An 18,800-nucleotide genomic window follows, 5' to 3' on the forward strand; every position below is an offset into this window, starting at 1 on the left:
CCGCGCGACGGCGTGCCCGCGCGCGGAGACCGGCGAGCCCAGTGAACAACGGTCACCGTCCGTGGGCAACTCGCCGACGGGTGACCGCCGTCAGCCGTGGTGACCTGCGGCGATGGACCGCGTCACGGCCGCGGGGGAACGCCGGTGGTCAGGCGCCCCGCGCCTCCGGGTGGTTCAGGCACCAGCCGTCCCACGCCGACTCGACCATCTCGCGGACCCCGCGGCTCGCCGTCCAGCCCAGCTCCCGGCGGATCAGCTCGGACGAGGCGACCACGCTCGCCGGGTCGCCCGCGCGCCGCGGCAGGATCACCGGCTCGACGTCCTTGCGGCCGGTGACCTCCAGGACGACGTCGATCAGCTCCCGGACGGAGACGCCCTCGCCGCGTCCGATGTTCACCGTCAGGTCGGCGGCGCCGTCCCGCTCACCGACCCAGCGGGCCGCCGCGAGGTGGGCGTCGGCGAGGTCCTCGACGTGGATGTAGTCCCGCACGCACGTGCCGTCGGGGGTCGGGTAGTCGTCCCCGAAGATCTGCGGGGCCTCGCCGCGGGTCAGCCTGTCGAAGACCATCGGGACGATGTTGAACACCCCGGTGTCGGCCAGCCGGGGCTCGGCCGCCCCCGCGACGTTGAAGTAGCGCAGGCACGCGGTGGAGATCCCGTGCGCCCGCCCGGCCGCCCGGACCAGCCACTCGCCGGCCAGCTTCGTCTCGCCGTACGGGCTGATCGGCAGGCACGGCGTGGACTCCGTCACCAACGGCACGTCGGGCAGGCCGTAAACGGCGGCGGAGGAGGAGAAGACGAAGCGGCCGATGCCGGCCTCCGCCACCGCCTCCAGCAGCGTCCCGAGGCCGCCGAGGTTCTCCCGGTAGTAGCGCAGCGGCTGCTCCACCGACTCGCCGACCTGCTTCCGGGCGGCCAGGTGCACGACACCCGTGACCGCGTGCGCGGCGATCGCCTCGTCCAGCACGGCCCGGTCCAGCACGGAACCGGTCACCACCGGGACGTCCGCGGGCACCCTGGCCGGCACACCGGCCGAGCCGTCGTCGAGCACGACCACGCGCTCGCCCGCGCGGCTCATCGCCCGCACCACGTGAGATCCGATGAAGCCGGCCCCGCCGGTGATCAACCAAGTCATGGCCGCCACCCTAGTGGCTCCGCCGGCGGCCCCCGCCTCCTCGGGCCTCCCCCTGGCCGCTGCCCGACGCCCCGGCTCCCCTGCGGTGCCGGGCCGCCCGCGCGCCGGGGGGTGCTGCTTCCGGCCGGTCACCGGCGACGTGCGGCTCGGCGGCAGCGCTGTGGGGGAGGAGGCCCTGCGCTGCGCGCCCCGAAACCCCTCCGCGTCAGCCGGGAGTGCGGGCTCGCTTCCTTGGGCTCCCGCCGGGGGCTCGGCCTGCGGCCGCGTCGGCGCCGTGGGCGATCGCCGAACGGCCGGGCCGTCGCGGAGTACGCGGCGGGTCACCGGCGAAGCGGCTCCGGCTGCAGCACCGCAGGGGAAGGCCCTGCGCGCCCGAAGCCGCTCCGCGGCGGCGGGAGTGCGGGCCCGCTTACGTGGGCTCGCGCTGGGGCCTCGGCCCGGTGCCGCGCTCCGGGCGCAAGACCCGAGCGGTGTCGAGCCGCCGGGTGGGGCTCGGGCCGGGTCGGCTGGAGTGCGGGCCGGCTCTCTTGGGCTGCCGGCGGGGCTCGACCCGGGGGAGGTGTCGCGCTTCCAGGCGCAGGACCGGGGCGGTGTCGAGCCCCGGGCGGGGCTCGGGCCGGGGCCGTCCGCGTTGCCGCCGCGGGCGTTCGCCGAGCGGCGCCCGGCGGGGTGCTGGTTCCGGGCGGTCGCCGGTGATGGAGCTCCGGCTGCAGCACCGCAGGGGAGGGTCTCACACCCCCGGAGCCGCTCTGCGTCGGCGGGAGTGGGGACCCGCTCCCTTGGGCTGCCGCTGGGGCTCGGGCCGGGGCCGTCCGCGTCGTCGCCGTAGTCGGCCGCCGAGCGGCCGGGCCGCACGCGGCGTCAGCTGGGGAGGGTCAGCGGGACCCGGGGCAGGGCACGCGGCAGCGGAGCGCGGGGCCGCACCCCGCCGGGGCATCGCTGTGGGGCGCGACCCCGGGGAGGCGTCGCGCACGGTGGCGCGTGGCCGACACATCGCGGCCGCGGAGAGCCCCCGACGGAAGCCCCGGGCGGCTCCTTCCGGGCAGGAGGGAGACCGGCGTACGGACACCCACCGTGACGTCCCGCATACGAGGCGTACCGGGCGTTGTCGGGGCCTCCGCGATCGGCGATGATGATCACGCCCGGTGGCCCACCGCAGGGGAAACGGCCGGTGAACGGAGCCTTCCGGGAATCCGATAGCCTCTGCCGACACAGCCCCGCGCGGTGCGTCACGCACCCGTGCGGCGGCGTCCCCGGAAGGCGCCGGGCACACACGCACGTCCAGGGAGATGAGTCCTTCTGTCGACCGCCATCCTCACCGGTCCGCGGGTCGCGTCGTCGCCGATCGAGGGCGACCTGCGGCAGCTCGGCTTCGAGGTCGTCACCGCGGAGGACGCCGCCTCGCTCGCCGGCCGCCTGCGGGCCGTCCCCGCGGCCGAGCCCGTCGCCGTGGTCGACCCGCGCTTCGTCGGGCACGTGCACGCGCTGCGCCTCGGGCTGACCGACCCCCGCTTCGACGCCTCCGCCCTGCCTGGTGCCGTCTCGGTGCGCCCCGCCGCCCGCGCCGCCCTGGTGCGGGCCGTCGCGGAGAACGGGAACGGGGACGAGGGGGGTGAGGGCGAGACCCTCGCCGACCGGCTCGCCGCCCGCATGGACAAGGACGGCGTGCCCGTCCACCGCCCCGAGCTGGGCGTCCTGGTCGCGACCGTCCCCGCCGACGCCGCGGCGCGGGCGGGCGCGGAGGCGGCCGTCGCCGCCGTCGACGACGAGGCGGTGCGGCTGCGCAGCGCCGTGAAGTCCCGCGACGGCTTCTTCACCACGTTCTTCATCAGCCCCTACTCCCGCTACATCGCGCGCTGGTGCGCCCGCCGCGGGCTCACCCCGAACCAGGTGACCACCGCCTCGCTGCTCGTGGCCCTGATCGCGGCCGGCTGCGCGGCCACCGGCACCCGGCCGGGCTTCGTCGCCGCGGGTGTGCTGCTGCTCACGTCGTTCGTCCTGGACTGCACCGACGGCCAGCTGGCCCGGTACTCGCTGCAGTACTCCACGCTCGGCGCCTGGCTGGACGCCACCTTCGACCGCGCCAAGGAGTACGCCTACTACGCGGGCCTCGCGCTCGGCGCGGCCCGCGGCCGCGACGACGTCTGGGCGCTGGCGCTCGGCGCCATGGTGCTGCAGACCTGCCGCCACGTCGTGGACTTCGCCTTCGCCGAGACCAGCCAGGACGCCGGGACCGGCGCCGCGGTGCTCTCCCGGAAGCTCGACCACGTCGGCTGGACGGTGTGGCTGCGCCGCATGATCGTGCTGCCCATCGGCGAACGCTGGGCGCTGATCGCGGTGCTCACGGCGGCGACCACGCCGCGCGTCACCTTCATCGTGCTCATCGCCGCCTCCGGGCTCGCGGCCTGCTACACCACCGCGGGCCGCGTGCTGCGCTCGCTGCGCCGCAGGACGCCCTCCGGTGATGCCGCCGCTCGCGCGCTGACCGACCTCGCCGACACGGGGCCGCTCGGCGAGAGCCTCATCGGTCTCTTCCGGGGCCGCGGCGTCCCCGCCGCCGCGCTGCTGGGCGCGGCAGTGATGATCGCCACGTCGATGCTCGCCCCGGCAGGCAGTCCGTGGCCGCTCGTCGCGGCCGGCGGCTACGCCGTGACGTCGGCGCTCGCGGTGTCACGGCCGCTCAAGGGGGCCCTCAACTGGATCGTGCCGCCGGTCTTCCGCGCGGCCGAATACGCAACCATTCTGGTGCTCGCGGCGGTCTCCCATGTGAACGGGGCATTGCCCGCGGCTTTCGGGCTGGTGGCCGCTGTCGCCTACCATCACTACGACACGGTGTACCGCATCCGCGGCGGGACCGGGGCGCCCCCGCGGGGCCTGGTCCGCGCGACGGGCGGTCACGAGGGCCGGGCACTGCTGGTCACCGCGGCGGCCGCGGCCCTGGCGCACAACACGGGTTTCACGGTCGCGCTGACGGTCCTCGCCGTCGCGCTGGCGGTGGTGGTGCTCACCGAGAGCATCGGCTTCTGGGTGTCCTCACAAGCACCCGCTGTACACGACGAAACTGGAGGACCTGCATGATCGGCCTCGTGCTGGCGGCCGGCGCCGGACGGCGACTGCGCCCCTACACCGACACCCTGCCGAAGGCCCTGGTGCCGGTGGACCCGGCGGGTGAGGGCACCACCACCGTGCTGGACCTCACGCTGGGCAACTTCGCCGAGGTCGGTCTGACCGAGGCCGCCATCGTCGTGGGCTACCGCAAGGAGGCCGTCTACGAGCGGCAGGCCGAGTTGGAGGCCAAGTACGGCCTCAAGCTCCACCTCGTCGAGAACGACAAGGCCGAGGAGTGGAACAACGCCTACTCCCTGTGGTGCGCGCGTGACGTCATCAAGGAAGGCGTCATCCTGGCCAACGGCGACACCGTGCACCCGGTCTCGGTGGAGCGGACCCTGCTCGCCGCCCGCGGCGACGGGCAGCGCATCATCCTCGCCCTCGACTCGGTCAAGCAGCTGGCCGACGAGGAGATGAAGGTGATCACCGCCGAGGGCAAGGGTGTCCAGCGGATCACCAAGCTGATGGACCCGGCCTCCGCGACCGGCGAGTACATCGGCGTCACCCTCATCGAGGGCGAGGCCGGCGCCGAGCTCGCCGACGCGCTGAAGGCCACCTTCGAGCGCGACCCGCAGCTGTACTACGAGGACGGCTACCAGGAGCTCGTCAACCGCGGCTTCCAGGTCGACGTCGCCCCCATCGGCGAGGTCTCCTGGGTCGAGATCGACAACCACGACGACCTGAACCGTGCCCGGGAGATCGCGTGCCGGTACTGACGAGGCTCATCCCCTCGCCGGTCGTCGTCGACATCCGTGCCGGAGCCCTGGACGACCTGGCGGGCGTACTCGCCGACCAGCGCATTTCCAGTTCCGGCAGGCTCGCCATCGCGATAAGCGGCGGCTCCGGGGCCGTACTGCGCGACCGGCTCGCCCCGGCGCTGCCGGGCGCGGACTGGTACGAGGTCGCCGGGGGCACCATCGACGGCGCGGTGAAGCTGGCCGACGCCATGCGCGGCAGCCGTTACGACGCGGTGGTCGGGCTCGGCGGCGGCAAGATCATCGACGCCGCCAAGTACGCCGCCGCGCGCGTCGGCCTGCCGCTGGTGGCGGTCGCTACCAACCTGTCGCACGACGGCATCTGCTCGCCGGTGTCCACCCTGGACAACGACAACGGCCGCGGCTCCTACGGTGTGCCGACCCCGATCGGGCTCGTCGTCGACCTCGACGTGATCCGCGAGGCCCCGGTCCGCTACGTGCGCTCCGGCATCGGCGACGCGCTGTCCAACATCTCGGCGATCGCGGACTGGGAGCTGTCCCACCGCGAGACCGGGGAGCCGATCGACGGGCTGGCCGCCGCCATGGCGCGTACCGCCGGCGAGTCGGTGCTCCGGCACCCCGGGGGCACGGGCGAGGACGAGTTCCTGACCGTGCTGTCCGAGGCGCTCGTGCTCACCGGCATCGCGATGTCGGTCAGCGGCGACAGCCGCCCCGCCTCCGGGGCGTGCCACGAGATCAGCCACGCCATCGACCTGCTGTACCCCAAGCGGGCCGCCGCCCACGGCGAGCAGGTCGGCATCGGTGCCGCCTTCGCCATGTTCCTGCGCGGCGCCGAGGACGAGGCCGGCCTCTTCGCGGAGGTCCTGCACCGCCACGGGCTGCCCACCACGCCGGGTGAAATCGGCTTCACGGAGGCCGAGTTCGTCACGGCCGTCGCCTACGCTCCGCAGACCCGCCCCGGGCGTTACACGATCCTGGAGCACCTGGAGCTCTCCACCGACCAGATCAGGGACGCATACGCCGACTATGCCAAAACCATCGGTAGCTGAGCTGCGGCCGGTCGTTCACCCCTCCGGGCTGAAGGACCGTCGCAGCGGTGAGCACTGGGCCGGGCGCATCTACATGCGCGAGATCTCGCTGCGCTGGACCCGGCACCTGGTCAACAGCCGGGTGACCCCCAACCAGCTCACGTACCTCATGATCGTCGCGGGCATCGCGGCCGGCGCGGCGCTGCTGGTGCCGGGCCTCGCCGGTGCCGTCGCGGGTGCGCTGCTGATCCAGCTGTACCTGCTGCTGGACTGCGTCGACGGCGAGGTCGCGCGCTGGCGCAAGCAGACCTCGATCACCGGCGTCTACCTCGACCGGGTGGGGCACTACCTGTCCGAGGCGGCGCTGCTGGTCGGCTTCGGCGTGCGCGCGGCCGACGTCTTCCACCGCGACGGCGCCACCACCCAGTGGGGCTGGGCCTTCCTCGGGACGCTGGCCGCGCTCGGCGCGATCCTGATCAAGGCCGAGACGGACCTGGTGGACGTGGCCCGCACCCGCAGCGGCCTGCCCGCCGTGCAGGACGAGGCCTCCGTGCCCCGCTCGTCCGGCCTGGCGGTGGCCCGCAGGGCCGCGGCCGCGCTGAAGTTCCACCGGCTGGTGGGCGGCGTCGAGGCCTCGCTGCTGATCCTCGCCGCCGGCGTCGCGGACTCCGTCCACGGCGACCTGCTGTTCACCCGTGTCGCCGTCTGCCTCCTGGCCGCCATCGCCGTGCTGCAGACGCTGCTGCACCTGGTGTCGATCCTCGCGTCGAGCAGGCTGAGGTGAGCGCCGTGGGGACGTCGGCCGGAACGATCCGCCTCGGCGCGGTGATCATCACCATGGGCAACCGCCCCGAGGAGCTGCGCGACCTGCTGGACTCGGTCGCCAAGCAGCGCGGCCCGGCGATCGAGGTCGCCGTGGTCGGCAACGGTTCGCCACTGCCCGAGCTGCCCGCCGGGGTGCGGTCCGTCGAGCTGCCCGAGAACCTGGGCATCCCCGGCGGCCGCAACGTCGGCATCGAGGCCTTCGGCCCCGGCGGCAGCGAGGTGGACGTCCTGCTCTTCCTGGACGACGACGGGTTGCTGCCGAACGAGGACACCGGGGAGCTGGTCCGCCAGGCCTTCGCCGCGGACCCCGCGCTCGGCATCGTCAGCTTCCGGATCGCCGACCCGGACTCCGGGACCACCCAGCGCCGCCACGTCCCCCGGCTGCGGGCCTCCGACCCCCTGCGCTCCTCACGCGTCACCACCTTCCTCGGCGGTGCCAACGCGGTGCGCACGGAGGTCTTCCGGGAGGTCGGCGGCCTGCCCGACGAGTTCTTCTACGCCCACGAGGAGACCGACCTCGCGTGGCGGGCCCTCGACGCGGGCTGGATGATCGACTACCGCGCCGACATGGTGCTGTTCCACCCGCTGACCGCCCCCTCCCGGCACGCGGTCTACCACCGCATGGTGGCCCGCAACCGGGTGTGGCTGGCCCGCCGCAACCTCCCGTGGGCCCTGGTCCCCGTCTACCTCGGCGTGTGGTTGCTGCTGACCCTCCTGCGCAGGCCCTCGGGCCCCGCGCTCAGAGCGTGGTTCGGCGGTTTCAAGGAGGGCTGGACGACCCCGAGCGGCCCGCGCCGGCCCATGCGGTGGCGGACCGTGTGGCGTCTCGCCCGACTGGGCCGGCCCCCGATCATCTGACAAGCTCGGACGAAGAGTGACCCCGCGCGGCGGGCCCCGGCCCGTGGCGCACCAAGAGGACGAAAGTGTCAACTGTGAGCGAGACAACGCACGACGGTGCGGTCGCCGTGGGCGCAGTGCCCCCGGCGGGCGGCGGTCCCTCGCCGTCCGAGCTGGCGGCCAGGTACGGCTTGTCCGTCAGCGGCGCACGGCCGGGCCTCGTCGAGTACGTACGGCAGCTGTGGAGCCGCCGTCACTTCATCTCGGCGTTCGCCCGGGCCCGCGTGTCGGCGCAGTACACCCAGGCCCGGCTGGGCCAGCTCTGGCAGGTGCTGACGCCCCTGCTCAACGCGGCGGTCTACTACTTCATCTTCGGCCTGCTGCTGGGCACCGACCGGGGTGTCGACAACTTCATCGCCTTCCTGGTCACGGGCGTCTTCATCTTCACCTTCACCCAGTCCTCGGTGCTCGCGGGGGTGCGCGCGGTCTCGGGCAACCTCGGGCTGATCCGCGCGCTGCACTTCCCGCGCGCGAGCCTGCCGATCGCCTTCACCCTGGTGCAGTTGCAGCAGCTGCTGATGTCGATGTTCGTGCTGCTGGCGATCGTGCTGATGACCGGCGAGGTGCCCGGGCCGTCGTGGGTGCTGGTGGCGCCCGCGCTCGCCCTGCAGTGCGTCTTCAACGCGGGCCTGGCGCTGGTGATGGCGCGGCTCGGCAGCAAGATGACCGACCTCGCGCAGCTGATGCCGTTCATCCTGCGGACCTGGATGTACGCCTCCGGTGTCATGTACAGCATCAGCCACTTCGCGGCGCACGCGCCGGCCCCGGTCAAGATCTTCCTGGACGTCAACCCCGCGGCCGTCTACATCGACCTGATGCGTTTCGCGCTGATCGACAGCTTCACCTCCGAGCAGCTGCCCCCGCACGTGTGGGCGCTGGCGCTGGGCTGGGCCGTGGTCATGGGCGTCGGGGGCTTCGTGTACTTCTGGAAGGCCGAGGAGAGGTACGGCCGTGGCTGAGCACGACGACACCGCCGTGGGCGGCGAGCGCATCCCCACCGTGATCGTGGACGACCTGCACATCGTGTACCGGGTGCACGGCGCCGGCTCGGGCAAGGGCAGCGCCGTCGGCGCCCTGTCCCGGCTGGTCACCCGCAAGGGCGACAACCCGAACGTCCGCAAGGTGCACGCCGTGCGCGGCGTGAGCTTCACCGCCTACCGCGGCGAGGCGATCGGTCTGATCGGCTCCAACGGCTCGGGCAAGTCGACCATGCTGCGGGCCATCGCCGGCCTGCTGCCCGCCGAGAGCGGCAGGGTCTTCACCGAGGGCCAGCCCTCGCTGCTCGGTGTGAACGCCGCCCTGATGAACGACCTGACCGGCGAGCGCAACATCATCCTCGGCGGCCTCGCGATGGGCATGTCGCAGGAGGAGGTGCGGCGGCGCTACGAGGAGATCGTCGAGTTCTCCGGGATCAACGAGAAGGGCGACTTCATCTCGCTCCCGATGCGGACGTACTCCTCCGGCATGGCGGCGCGCCTGCGCTTCTCCATCGCCGCGGCCAAGAGCCACGACGTCCTGATGATCGACGAGGCGCTCGCCACCGGTGACCGCTCCTTCCAGAAGCGTTCCGAGGCGCGGATCCGCGAGCTGCGCAAGGAGGCCGGCACGGTCTTCCTGGTCAGCCACAACAACAAGTCGATCCGCGACACCTGCGACCGCGTGCTGTGGCTGGAGAAGGGCGAGCTGCGCATGGACGGCCCCACGGGCGTCGTCCTGAAGGCGTACGAGGAATTCACCGCGAAGTGACCCCGCGGACCGGCCCGCGCCCCCACCCGGGAGCGCGGGCCGGCGCACGTCCGGGGCCGGAGAACGCGACCGCCGGGCGCCCCGGTGCGCCGCGCGGGCCCCGCGGTCCCGCGGTCCCGCGAACTCTCCCCTCCCCGCGCGGCGTTCGGCCGCGCCCCCGCCCCGTCCCGGTCGCCGTGCGCCGGGACGCCGTCCGGGCTCCCCGCGGATACGCCAAGTGAGTGGGCGCGCGCCCGGCGCATCCGCGGCGCGCGGTTCGCGGGGCGAATGGGGCTGATGATTTTCCCGGGATTTTGCGAGACACCGGGGACGGGAACCCGCGGTTTGTGCGTTGCTGCTTTCGGATCCACATCGGTCCGCCCCCCGGCGCACGCCGGAGCGGGTCCGCGCCGTAAGCTGTAGCGGTACTCAATCGCCGGATCTCGGGCGATACGTCCGGAGAGTCGGTTCGAGTGCAGGGACAGCCCGGAGCAGGAATTATAGGAGCGGCGTGTCCGAAATTGGGTGTAATGGGCTATCGGTGTAGAACGGGGGATGTGACGGAAATGGCTCTGTGGACCCCTGGGGAGAAAGCACCCACCGCCCGCACACCGGGACGTCCACGGTGACCGGTCTGAAGCCCGAGGCGCGGGCGGTCACGGTGCCGGACCCCCATTCACGTGCCGTGCTCGACAAGGCGGCCCGCGAGAACTTCCCCGTCGCCCCCTTCTTCCTGCCCCGCTCCTGGCGCGCCGACCTGATGGCGGTCTACGGCTTCGCCCGGCTCGTCGACGACATCGGCGACGGGGACCTCGCCGACGGCGGCCGCACGGACGCCGTACGCCTGGGACTGCCGGCGGAGGCCGCCGGAGACCGCCTCGCCATGCTCGACGCCTTCGAGGCGGACCTGCGCCGGGTCTTCGATGCCGGTCCCGACGACATCCGCCACCCGCTGCTGCGGGCGCTGGTGCCGACCGTCCGGCGCCACGGCCTGACGCCGGCCCCCTTCCTCGGCCTCGTCGAGGCCAACCGCCAGGACCAGACCGTCCGCCGCTACGCCACCTACGCGGACCTGCTCGCCTACTGCGAGCTCTCGGCGAACCCGGTCGGCCGGCTCGTGCTCGGCATCACCGGAACCGCGACCCCCGAGCGGATCCGCCGCTCGGACGCGATCTGCACCGCGCTGCAGATCGTCGAACACCTCCAGGACGTGGCCGAGGACCTCGGCCGCGACCGTATCTACCTGCCCGCCGAGGACATGAAGCGCTTCGGCGTCACCGAAACCGATCTCACCGCCGCGACCGCGGGCGCACAGGTGCGCGCACTGGTTGCGTACGAAGCGGAACGCGCCCGAGACCTCCTGAATGAAGGCACCCCCTTGGTGGGTAGCGTCCACGGCAGGCTCAGGCTGTTGCTCGCCGGGTTCGCCGGAGGAGGCCGCGCCGCCCTGCGGGCGATCGCGGACGCGGGGTACGACGTGCTGCCCGGGCCGCCGAAGGCGGGCAGGTTGAGCCTGCTGCGCGAGGTGGGGTCGACATTGCGAAGAGAGGGGTGAGCCGGACTGTGAACGGCTCCGATCGCATGTCCGGACCCGTGCTCGCGGCCTACCGCTACTGCGAGGTCGTCACCGGCCACGAGGCCCGGAACTTCGCCTACGGCATCCGGCTCCTGCCCACCCCCAAGAGGCAGGCCATGTCCGCCCTCTACGCCTTCTCCCGGCGGGTGGACGACATCGGCGACGGCGACCTCGACCTCCCCGAGAAGCAGCAGCGGCTGGACGGCACCCGGGCCCTGCTCGCCCGGGTACAGGAGGGCGCGGTCACCGAGGACGACACCGACCCGGTGGCCGTCGCGCTCACCGACGCCGCCCGCCGCTTCCCGCTCCCGCTCGGCGGGCTCGACGAGCTGATCGACGGCGTCCAGATGGACCTGCGCGGCGACACCTACGAGACGTGGGACGACCTCGCGTCCTACTGCCGCTGCGTCGCCGGCGCCATCGGCCGGCTCTCGCTCGGCGTCTTCGGCACCCTGCCCGGCGCGCCCGGCCGGGAGCGCGCGGCGGAGTACGCGGACACCCTGGGTCTCGCCCTGCAACTCACCAACATCCTGCGGGACCTGCGCGAGGACGCCGCCAACGGGCGCACCTACCTGCCCGCCGACGACCTCGCGAAGTTCGGCTGTTCCGGCGGCTTCCTCAGCGACACCCCGCCGCCCGGGTCCGACTTCGCGGGCCTGATCGAGTACGAGGTGAAGCGGGCCCGCGCCCTGTTCGCCGAGGGGTACCGGCTGCTGCCCATGCTGGACCGCCGCAGCGGTGCCTGCGTCTCCGCCATGGCCGGCATCTACCGCCGCCTCCTGGAGCGCATCGCCGCCGACCCCGAGGCCGTGCTGCGCGGCCGGGTCTCGCTGCCCGGTCACCAGAAGGCGTACGTCGCGGCGCGCGGCCTCGCCGGACTCGACGCCCGTCGTGCCGCCAGGGGGCGCGCGTGACACCCGCTCCACCGGCCGCGGGCCCCTTCGCCCGCACCGGCAAAAGCACCGCAACCGGCACGGGAGCGGCAGCGTCGCGGAAAACCGCTGTTTTCCGCCGCCGTGAGGCAACCGCCGCCGGGCCGGAGGCGTCACTGTCGGCAATGGTGCGCCGTGCCTCGCACGGCCGCACCCGGGGGAGGACTCATGGCTGAGCGGACGGCCGTCGTGATCGGCGGCGGGCTCGCGGGCACGACGGCGGCACTGGCACTGGCCGACGCCGGGCTGCGCGTCACCCTGCTCGAGGCCCGGCCCCGGCTCGGCGGGCTCGCGTTCTCCTTCCGGCGCGGTGACCTGACGGTCGACAACGGCCAGCACGTCTTCCTGCGCTGCTGCGTCGCCTACCTGCGGTTCCTCGACCGCATCGACGCGGCCGACCTGGTCACCGTCCAGGACCGGCTCGACGTGCCCGTGCTGGACGTCGCGACCCCGCGGCCCCGGCTCGGCCGGCTGCGCCGCGCGGGCCTTCCCGTACCGCTGCACCTCGCCGCGAGCCTGGCCACCTATCCGCACCTGTCCCTGGCCGAGCGGGCGTCCGTCGGGCGCGCCGCGCTCGCGCTGCGCTCGCTCGACCCCGCCGACCCGGCGCTCGACGACGTGGACTTCGGTACCTGGCTGCGCGAGCACGGCCAGTCGGACCGGACCGTCGAGGCGCTGTGGGACCTGGTCGGCGTGGCCACGCTCAACGCCACCGCGGGCGAGGCGTCACTGGCCCTGGCCGCCAAGGTCTTCAAGACCGGTCTGCTCTCCGCGCCGGGCGCCGCGGACATCGGCTGGGCCGCCCGGCCGCTCGGCGAACTGCACGACGACCGTGCCCGCACCGCCCTGGACAAGGCCGGCGTGCGCACCCTGCTGCGCGCCCGCGCCACCTCGCTCACCCGCACGGACGCGCCCGAGCCGGTACGGTCCGGCGGCGGCCGCGGCGACCACGGCCCGGTCTGGGAGGTCGAGGCCGAGACCGGACCGGGGCGCGCCGAACGCTTCACCGCCGACGCCGTCGTCCTGGCCGTGCCGCAGCAGGAGGCCCACGGCCTGCTGCCCGCCGGCGCCATGGCCGACCCGGACGCGCTGCTGCGCATCGGCACCGCGCCGATCCTCAACGTCCACGTGGTGTACGACCGCCAGGTCATGCGGCAGCCCTTCTTCGCCGCCCTCGGCAGCCCCGTGCAGTGGGTCTTCGACCGCACGGAGCACTCCGGCCTGACCGGCGGCGGCCAGTACGTCGCCCTGTCCCAGTCGGCGGCCCAGGAGGAGATCGACCTCCCCGTGGCCGAACTGCGGGAGCGCTACCTGCCGGAGCTGGAGCGCCTGCTCCCGGCCGCGCGCGAAGCCGCCGTACTGGACTTCTTCGTCACCAGGGAGCGGACCGCGACCTTCGCGCCCGCCCCCGGTGTCGGCGCCCTCCGCCCGGGTTCCCGCACCCGGGCGGAAGGCGTCTGGCTCGCCGGCGCGTGGACCGCCACCGGCTGGCCCGCGACGATGGAAAGTGCGGTCCGCAGCGGTTTGCAGGCCTCCCGAGCAGCTTTGACCGCCCTCCGCCATCCCTTCGACCCACGTACCTTCGCAATCGAAGGCCTGGAGCCGGTATGAGCATGACCAGTGCAATCAGAGGAGAGAATGTGACCGCTGGCAACGAGCAGATGACCGCGGGCGTCGACAGAGGGACCGTGACCGCGCTCCTGGAGCGCGGCCGGGAGCTGTCCACGCCGGTGCTGCGCGCCGCCGTGGACCGCCTCGCACCCCCGATGGACACCGTCGCCGCCTACCACTTCGGATGGATCGACGCCGCGGGCAACCCGACCCACGGCGACAGCGGCAAGGCCGTACGTCCCGCACTCGCACTGCTGTCCGCCGAGGCGGCGGGCGCCGCCCCCGAGGTGGGCGTCCCCGGCGCGGTCGCCGTGGAACTGGTGCACAACTTCTCGCTGCTGCACGACGACCTGATGGACGGTGACGAGCAGCGCCGCCACCGCGACACCGTGTGGAAGGTGCACGGCCCCGCCCAGGCCATCCTCGTCGGCGACGCGCTCTTCGCCCTCGCCAACGAGATCCTGCTGGAGCAGGGCACCGTCGAGGCCGGCCGGGCCACCCGCCGGATCACCACCGCCACCCGGAAGCTGATTGACGGTCAGGCCCAGGACATCTCCTTCGAGCACCGCGAGCGGGTCACCGTTGAGGAGTGCCTGGAGATGGAGGGCAACAAGACCGGGGCCCTCCTGGCCTGCGCCTCCTCCATCGGGGCGGTGCTCGGCGGGGCCTCCGAGGCCGACGCCGACGCCCTGGAGGAGTACGGTTACCACCTCGGCCTGGCCTTCCAGGCCATCGACGACCTGCTCGGCATCTGGGGCGACCCGGCCGCCACCGGCAAGCAGACCTGGAGCGACCTGCGCCAGCGCAAGAAGTCCCTCCCGGTGGTCGCGGCGCTGGCCGCGGGAGGCTCCGCCTCGCAGCGCCTGGCCGAACTCCTCGCCGCGGACGCGAAGGCCGCGGATTCCTCCGACCGTAATGACATCGAGTCCTTCGACGAGGAAGAGTTCGCGACGCGCGCGGCGTTGATCGAGGAGGCCGGCGGCCGGGAGTGGACCTCCCGGGAAGCCCGACGGCAGTACGCCACCGCCATCGCCGCACTCGACAAAATGGACATGCCGGGAGAAGTTCACCGTAAGCTCGTGGGCCTGGCGGATTTCGTGGTGGTTCGCGAGAAGTAACGACACAACTGGAGCGCAGTACGTCGCCGGCCGGGCGCGCGTGACGGCCGACGGCAGCCCCAACACCGCAGACAGAACGACTGTGCAAAGGGGAAGCCATGACAGCGACGACCGACGGCGGTCCCGGGGGCGAGGCGGCCCGCGGGACACCCTCGGCCAGAACGAGGACCGCGGGCGCGATCCCGGAACCGGCGTCAGGCGCCGGGCCCGGCCTCACCGGCCGGACCGAGGAGCTCGCGGCCGAGGCCGCGCGCCGGGCCACCGGCCACCTGCTGGCCCGTCAGCATCCTGACGGCTGGTGGAAGGGCGACCTCGAGACCAACGTCACGATGGACGCCGAGGACCTGCTGCTCCGTCAGTTCCTCGGCATCCAGGACGAGAGGGTCACCGAGGCCGCCGCCCGCTGGATCAGGTCCCAGCAGCGCGAGGACGGGGCCTGGCCCACCTTCCACGGCGGTCCCGCGGACCTGTCGGCCACCGTCGAGGCCTACGTCGCGCTGCGGCTCGCCGGCGACGCCCCGGAGGAGCCGTGGATGGCCGCCGCGGCGGCCCACGTCCGCGAGCGCGGCGGCATCGCCCGCGCACGGGTCTTCACCCGGATCTGGCTCGCGCTCTTCGGCTGGTGGCGCTGGGAGGACCTGCCGGAACTGCCGCCCGAGCTCATCTACCTGCCCAAGTGGGTCCCGCTCAACATCTACTCCTTCGCCAGCTGGGCCCGGCAGACCATCGTGCCGCTGACCATCGTGGCCGCCCACCGGCCGGTACGGCCCGCCCCGTTCGTCCTCGACGAGCTGCACACCGACCCCGCGCGGCCCAACCCGTCGCTTCCCCTGGCGCCGCTGTCCAGCTGGGACGGGTTCTTCCAGCGGGTCGACCGGGCCCTGCACGCCTACCGCAAGGTCAGCGTGCGCCCGCTGCGGCGGGCCGCGATGCGTTCGGCGGCGCGCTGGATCATCGAACGCCAGGAGAACGACGGCTGCTTCGGCGGCATCCAGCCGCCCGCCGTGTACTCCGTCATCGCACTCCACCTGCTCGGCTACGACCTCGACCACCCCGTGCTGCGCGCCGGACTCAAGGCGCTGGACGAGTTCGCGGTCTGGCCGGACAAGGACACGCGGATGATCGAGGCGTGCCAGTCCCCGGTCTGGGACACCTGCCTGGCCACCATCGCGCTGGCCGACGCGGGCGTGCCCGCCGACGACCCGGCTCTGGTCAAGGCGGCGGAGTGGATGCTGGGGGAGCAGATCACCAAGTCCGGCGACTGGGCTGTGCAGCGGCCCGGGCTGCCCTCCGGCGGCTGGGCGTTCGAGTTCCAGAACGACACCTACCCCGACATCGACGACACCGCGGAGGTCGTCCTCGCCCTGCTCAGGGTCGACCACCCGGACCCGGAACGGATGAAGGCCTCGGTCGACCGCGGGGTGCGCTGGAACGTCGGGATGCAGTCGAAGAACGGCGCCTGGGGCGCCTTCGACGCCGACAACACCAGCGCCTTCCCCAACCGGCTGCCCTTCTGCGACTTCGGCGAGGTCATCGACCCGCCGTCGGCCGACGTCACGGCCCACGTGGTCGAGATGCTGGCCGCCCTCGGCCTGGAGCACGCCCCGCACACCCGGCGCGGGATCGACTGGCTGCTCGCCGAACAGGAGCGCAACGGCGCCTGGTTCGGCCGCTGGGGCGTCAACTACATCTACGGCACGGGATCGGTGGTCCCGGCCCTCGTGGCGGCCGGCCTCCCGGCGGGCCACCCCGCGATCCGGCGGGCGGTGGGCTGGCTGGAGACCGTGCAGAACGAGGACGGGGGCTGGGGCGAGGACCTGCGCTCGTACTCCTCCGCCGAGTGGATCGGGCGGGGCGAGTCCACCGCCTCCCAGACGGCCTGGGCGCTGCTGGCGCTGCTGGCGGCCGGGGAACGCGACGGCGAGGCGGTGCGTCGCGGGGTGCACTGGCTGGCCCGGACTCAGAACGAGGACGGGTCCTGGGACGAGCCGTACTTCACCGGCACGGGCTTCCCCAGGGACTTCTCCATCAACTACCACCTCTACCGGATGGTCTTCCCGCTCACCGCCCTCGGGCGCTACGTGCGCGGCGAGCCGTTCGGCGGGCTACGGAAGGGGGCCTGATGGGGCCTTCCGGCCCACCTCTGCTCATCGTCTGCGCGCTGCGGGTGGAACGGTTCGCCCTGCGCGGCGGCGACCGCAGCCACGCCGCCGGCCCGGTCGCCTTCGTCCGCACGGGCATGGGGCCGCAGGCCGCGGAACGCGCCGTCACCGCCGCGCTGCGCGACCCCGCCCTCGACCGTGCGGCGGTCCTCACGACCGGCTTCTGCGCCGGGCTGGCCCCCGGCATGCGGCCCGGCGACGTGGTCGTCGCGGACGAGCCGCACGACGGGGAATCACTCGCCGCCGCCCTCAAGGCGGCGGGACACACCGTGCACGTGGGCCGGCTCGCGGAGTCGGACCACGTCGTACGGGGCCCGGAGCGGGCGGCGCTCCGGGCCACCGGTGCCGTCGCCGTCGACATGGAGTCGGCGGCGATGATGCGGGCCGCGCTCGCCCGGGGTTCACGCCCGGTCGCCGCGGCCCGTGTGGTCGTCGACACGCCCGAGTTCGAGCTCGTGCGGGTCGGCACGCTCCGCACGGGGATCAAGGCTTTCCGCGTGCTGAGGGACCTTCTTCCTGCCTTTCTCGATTGGCACCGCTCTACTGCGCTCCCCTGGAGGTGAGCTAGATGGCCATGCCGCTCCGACAGTCCATCAGGGTCGGCACCTATCTCTTCGAACAGAAAATGCTCCGCAGGCGTGAGAAGTTCCCGCTCATCGTCGAACTCGAGCCACTTTTCGCGTGCAACCTGAAATGCGAGGGGTGCGGGAAGATCCAGCACCCGGCGGGCGTGCTGAAGCAGCGCATGCCGGTGGCCCAGGCGGTGGGAGCCGTCCTGGAATCGGGCGCGCCGATGGTGTCGATCGCCGGCGGCGAACCCCTGATGCACCCGCAGATCGACGAGATCGTGCGGCAGCTGGTGGCGAAGAAGAAGTACGTCTTCCTCTGCACCAACGCCATGCTGCTGCGCAAGAAGATGGAGAAGTTCACCCCCTCGCCGTACTTCGCCTTCGCCGTGCACATCGACGGACTGCGCGAGCGGCACGACGAGTCGGTCGCCAAGGAAGGCGTGTTCGACGAGGCGGTGGAGGCGATCAAGGAGGCCAAGCGGCGCGGTTTCCGGGTCACCACCAATTCGACCTTCTTCAACACCGACACCCCGCAGACGGTCATCGAGGTGCTCAACTTCCTCAACGACGACCTGCACGTCGACGAGATGATGATCTCGCCGGCATACGCCTACGAGAAGGCTCCCGACCAGGAGCACTTCCTGGGCGTGGAGCAGACCCGCGAATTGTTCAAGAAGGCCTTCTCCGGGGGCAACCGGAAGAAGTGGCGGCTCAACCACAGCCCCCTCTTCCTGGACTTCCTCGAGGGAAAGGTCGACTTCCCCTGCACCGCCTGGGCGATCCCCAACTACTCCCTGTTCGGCTGGCAGCGCCCCTGCTACCTCATGAGCGACGGATACGTGACCACGTACAAGGAGCTCGTCGAGGACACCGACTGGAGCAAGTACGGCCGCGGCAAGGACCCGCGCTGCGCCAACTGCATGGCGCACTGCGGCTACGAGCCGACCGCCGTCCTGGCCACGATGACCTCCCTCAAGGAGTCCATCAGGGCCACCCGGGAGACCGTCACGGGCAACCGCGGGAAGTGACGTAGCGATGACAGCTGTCGAGCCCGTTGCGCTCGGCCTGCCCTCCGTACCGGCCCGGCCGCTCGCGGAGCGCCGCCGTTCGCGGCGCATCCAGGTCGGGCCGGTGGCGGTGGGCGGCGACGCCCCCGTCTCGGTCCAGTCCATGACGACGACGCTCACCGCCGACGTCAACGCGACCCTGCAGCAGATCGCCGAACTGACGGCCGCCGGTTGCCAGATCGTCCGGGTGGCCTGCCCCTCGCAGGACGACGCCGACGCGCTGCCGCAGATCGCGCGGAAGTCGCAGATCCCGGTGATCGCGGACATCCACTTCCAGCCGAAGTACGTCTTCGCGGCCATCGACGCGGGCTGCGCCGCGGTGCGGGTGAAC

16 protein-coding genes are annotated in these 18,800 nt (G+C 73.0%); 15 read left to right on the forward strand and 1 reads right to left on the reverse strand.

What is annotated here, in order from left to right:
* Nucleotides 1–148: 148 nt before the first annotated feature.
* Nucleotides 149–1,135, reverse strand: a complete 987-nt coding sequence (galE, locus tag ACFZAU_RS31580) for a UDP-glucose 4-epimerase GalE (protein ID WP_500554982.1) — start codon at nucleotides 1,133–1,135, stop codon at nucleotides 149–151.
* Nucleotides 1,136–2,434: 1,299 nt separating this feature from the next.
* On the opposite strand from galE, the gene ACFZAU_RS31585 reads away from it, so the two are divergent.
* The 15 genes from ACFZAU_RS31585 to ACFZAU_RS31655 form a co-directional block, all read left to right on the forward strand.
* Nucleotides 2,435–4,213 (forward strand): DUF5941 domain-containing protein, encoded by a 1,779-nt coding sequence (locus tag ACFZAU_RS31585; RefSeq protein WP_500554996.1) that lies wholly within the window; start codon nucleotides 2,435–2,437, stop codon nucleotides 4,211–4,213.
* Nucleotides 4,210–4,959: a phosphocholine cytidylyltransferase family protein gene (locus ACFZAU_RS31590; RefSeq protein WP_500554983.1), complete on the forward strand. Its 750-nt coding sequence runs from the start codon at nucleotides 4,210–4,212 to the stop codon at nucleotides 4,957–4,959. Before ACFZAU_RS31585 ends, ACFZAU_RS31590 begins: the two co-directional genes overlap by 4 nt.
* Entirely contained in the window at nucleotides 4,947–6,008 is a 1,062-nt protein-coding gene (locus tag ACFZAU_RS31595; protein ID WP_499604279.1) for an iron-containing alcohol dehydrogenase family protein, read from the forward strand. The genes ACFZAU_RS31590 and ACFZAU_RS31595 overlap by 13 nt, the downstream gene beginning before the upstream one ends.
* Nucleotides 5,986–6,771 carry a CDP-alcohol phosphatidyltransferase family protein gene (locus tag ACFZAU_RS31600; RefSeq protein WP_500554984.1) on the forward strand — a complete coding sequence of 262 codons (786 nt, stop codon included), beginning with the start codon at nucleotides 5,986–5,988 and terminating at the stop codon, nucleotides 6,769–6,771. Before ACFZAU_RS31595 ends, ACFZAU_RS31600 begins: the two co-directional genes overlap by 23 nt.
* A gap of 53 nt (nucleotides 6,772–6,824) precedes the next feature.
* Nucleotides 6,825–7,670: a glycosyltransferase family 2 protein gene (locus ACFZAU_RS31605; protein ID WP_500554997.1), complete on the forward strand. Its 846-nt coding sequence runs from the start codon at nucleotides 6,825–6,827 to the stop codon at nucleotides 7,668–7,670.
* 74 nt (nucleotides 7,671–7,744) lie between these two features.
* Nucleotides 7,745–8,668 (forward strand): ABC transporter permease, encoded by a 924-nt coding sequence (locus ACFZAU_RS31610; RefSeq protein WP_500554985.1) that lies wholly within the window; start codon nucleotides 7,745–7,747, stop codon nucleotides 8,666–8,668.
* Nucleotides 8,661–9,455, forward strand: a complete 795-nt coding sequence (locus ACFZAU_RS31615; protein WP_500554986.1) for an ABC transporter ATP-binding protein — start codon at nucleotides 8,661–8,663, stop codon at nucleotides 9,453–9,455. The genes ACFZAU_RS31610 and ACFZAU_RS31615 overlap by 8 nt, the downstream gene beginning before the upstream one ends.
* Before the next feature lie 613 nt (nucleotides 9,456–10,068).
* Nucleotides 10,069–10,989 carry a squalene synthase HpnC gene (hpnC, locus tag ACFZAU_RS31620; protein WP_500554998.1) on the forward strand — a complete coding sequence of 307 codons (921 nt, stop codon included), beginning with the start codon at nucleotides 10,069–10,071 and terminating at the stop codon, nucleotides 10,987–10,989.
* Nucleotides 10,990–11,015: 26 nt separating this feature from the next.
* The gene (gene hpnD / locus ACFZAU_RS31625) at nucleotides 11,016–11,924 is read left to right on the forward strand and encodes a presqualene diphosphate synthase HpnD (protein ID WP_500554987.1); all 909 of its coding nucleotides are present in this window, start codon (nucleotides 11,016–11,018) and stop codon (nucleotides 11,922–11,924) included.
* A gap of 186 nt (nucleotides 11,925–12,110) precedes the next feature.
* Nucleotides 12,111–13,553: a hydroxysqualene dehydroxylase HpnE gene (hpnE, locus tag ACFZAU_RS31630; protein ID WP_500554988.1), complete on the forward strand. Its 1,443-nt coding sequence runs from the start codon at nucleotides 12,111–12,113 to the stop codon at nucleotides 13,551–13,553.
* Nucleotides 13,550–14,671, forward strand: coding sequence for a polyprenyl synthetase family protein (locus ACFZAU_RS31635; RefSeq protein WP_499604289.1), 1,122 nt, complete (start codon nucleotides 13,550–13,552; stop codon nucleotides 14,669–14,671). The genes hpnE and ACFZAU_RS31635 overlap by 4 nt, the downstream gene beginning before the upstream one ends.
* A gap of 98 nt (nucleotides 14,672–14,769) precedes the next feature.
* On the forward strand, nucleotides 14,770–16,794 hold the full coding sequence (gene shc / locus ACFZAU_RS31640; protein ID WP_500554989.1) for a squalene--hopene cyclase: 2,025 nt from the start codon (nucleotides 14,770–14,772) through the stop codon (nucleotides 16,792–16,794).
* Nucleotides 16,794–17,396 carry a phosphorylase family protein gene (locus ACFZAU_RS31645; protein WP_500554990.1) on the forward strand — a complete coding sequence of 201 codons (603 nt, stop codon included), beginning with the start codon at nucleotides 16,794–16,796 and terminating at the stop codon, nucleotides 17,394–17,396. The genes shc and ACFZAU_RS31645 overlap by 1 nt, the downstream gene beginning before the upstream one ends.
* Nucleotides 17,397–17,401: 5 nt before the next feature.
* Nucleotides 17,402–18,430: an adenosyl-hopene transferase HpnH gene (hpnH, locus tag ACFZAU_RS31650; RefSeq protein ID WP_500465692.1), complete on the forward strand. Its 1,029-nt coding sequence runs from the start codon at nucleotides 17,402–17,404 to the stop codon at nucleotides 18,428–18,430.
* Nucleotides 18,431–18,437: 7 nt separating this feature from the next.
* A partial coding sequence (locus ACFZAU_RS31655) for a flavodoxin-dependent (E)-4-hydroxy-3-methylbut-2-enyl-diphosphate synthase (protein WP_500554991.1) occupies nucleotides 18,438–18,800 on the forward strand: 363 nt, incomplete at its 3' end.

The sequence above is a fragment of the Streptomyces sp. NPDC008238 genome (assembly GCF_042956445.1).
Taxonomy (GTDB): Bacteria; Actinomycetota; Actinomycetes; order Streptomycetales; family Streptomycetaceae; genus Actinacidiphila.

Bases quoted from the DNA above. Each gene is read 5' to 3' on its own strand.
- galE (WP_500554982.1), bottom strand. From the start codon at position 1,135: ATGACTTGGTTGATCACCGGCGGGGCCGGCTTCATCGGATCTCACGTG.
- ACFZAU_RS31590 (WP_500554983.1), top strand. From the start codon at position 4,210: ATGATCGGCCTCGTGCTGGCGGCCGGCGCCGGACGGCGACTGCGCCCC.
- ACFZAU_RS31600 (WP_500554984.1), top strand. From the start codon at position 5,986: ATGCCAAAACCATCGGTAGCTGAGCTGCGGCCGGTCGTTCACCCCTCC.
- ACFZAU_RS31605 (WP_500554997.1), top strand. From the start codon at position 6,825: ATGGGCAACCGCCCCGAGGAGCTGCGCGACCTGCTGGACTCGGTCGCC.
- hpnD (WP_500554987.1), top strand. From the start codon at position 11,016: ATGTCCGGACCCGTGCTCGCGGCCTACCGCTACTGCGAGGTCGTCACC.
- hpnE (WP_500554988.1), top strand. From the start codon at position 12,111: ATGGCTGAGCGGACGGCCGTCGTGATCGGCGGCGGGCTCGCGGGCACG.
- ACFZAU_RS31635 (WP_499604289.1), top strand. From the start codon at position 13,550: ATGAGCATGACCAGTGCAATCAGAGGAGAGAATGTGACCGCTGGCAAC.
- shc (WP_500554989.1), top strand. From the start codon at position 14,770: ATGACAGCGACGACCGACGGCGGTCCCGGGGGCGAGGCGGCCCGCGGG.
- ACFZAU_RS31645 (WP_500554990.1), top strand. From the start codon at position 16,794: ATGGGGCCTTCCGGCCCACCTCTGCTCATCGTCTGCGCGCTGCGGGTG.
- hpnH (WP_500465692.1), top strand. From the start codon at position 17,402: ATGGCCATGCCGCTCCGACAGTCCATCAGGGTCGGCACCTATCTCTTC.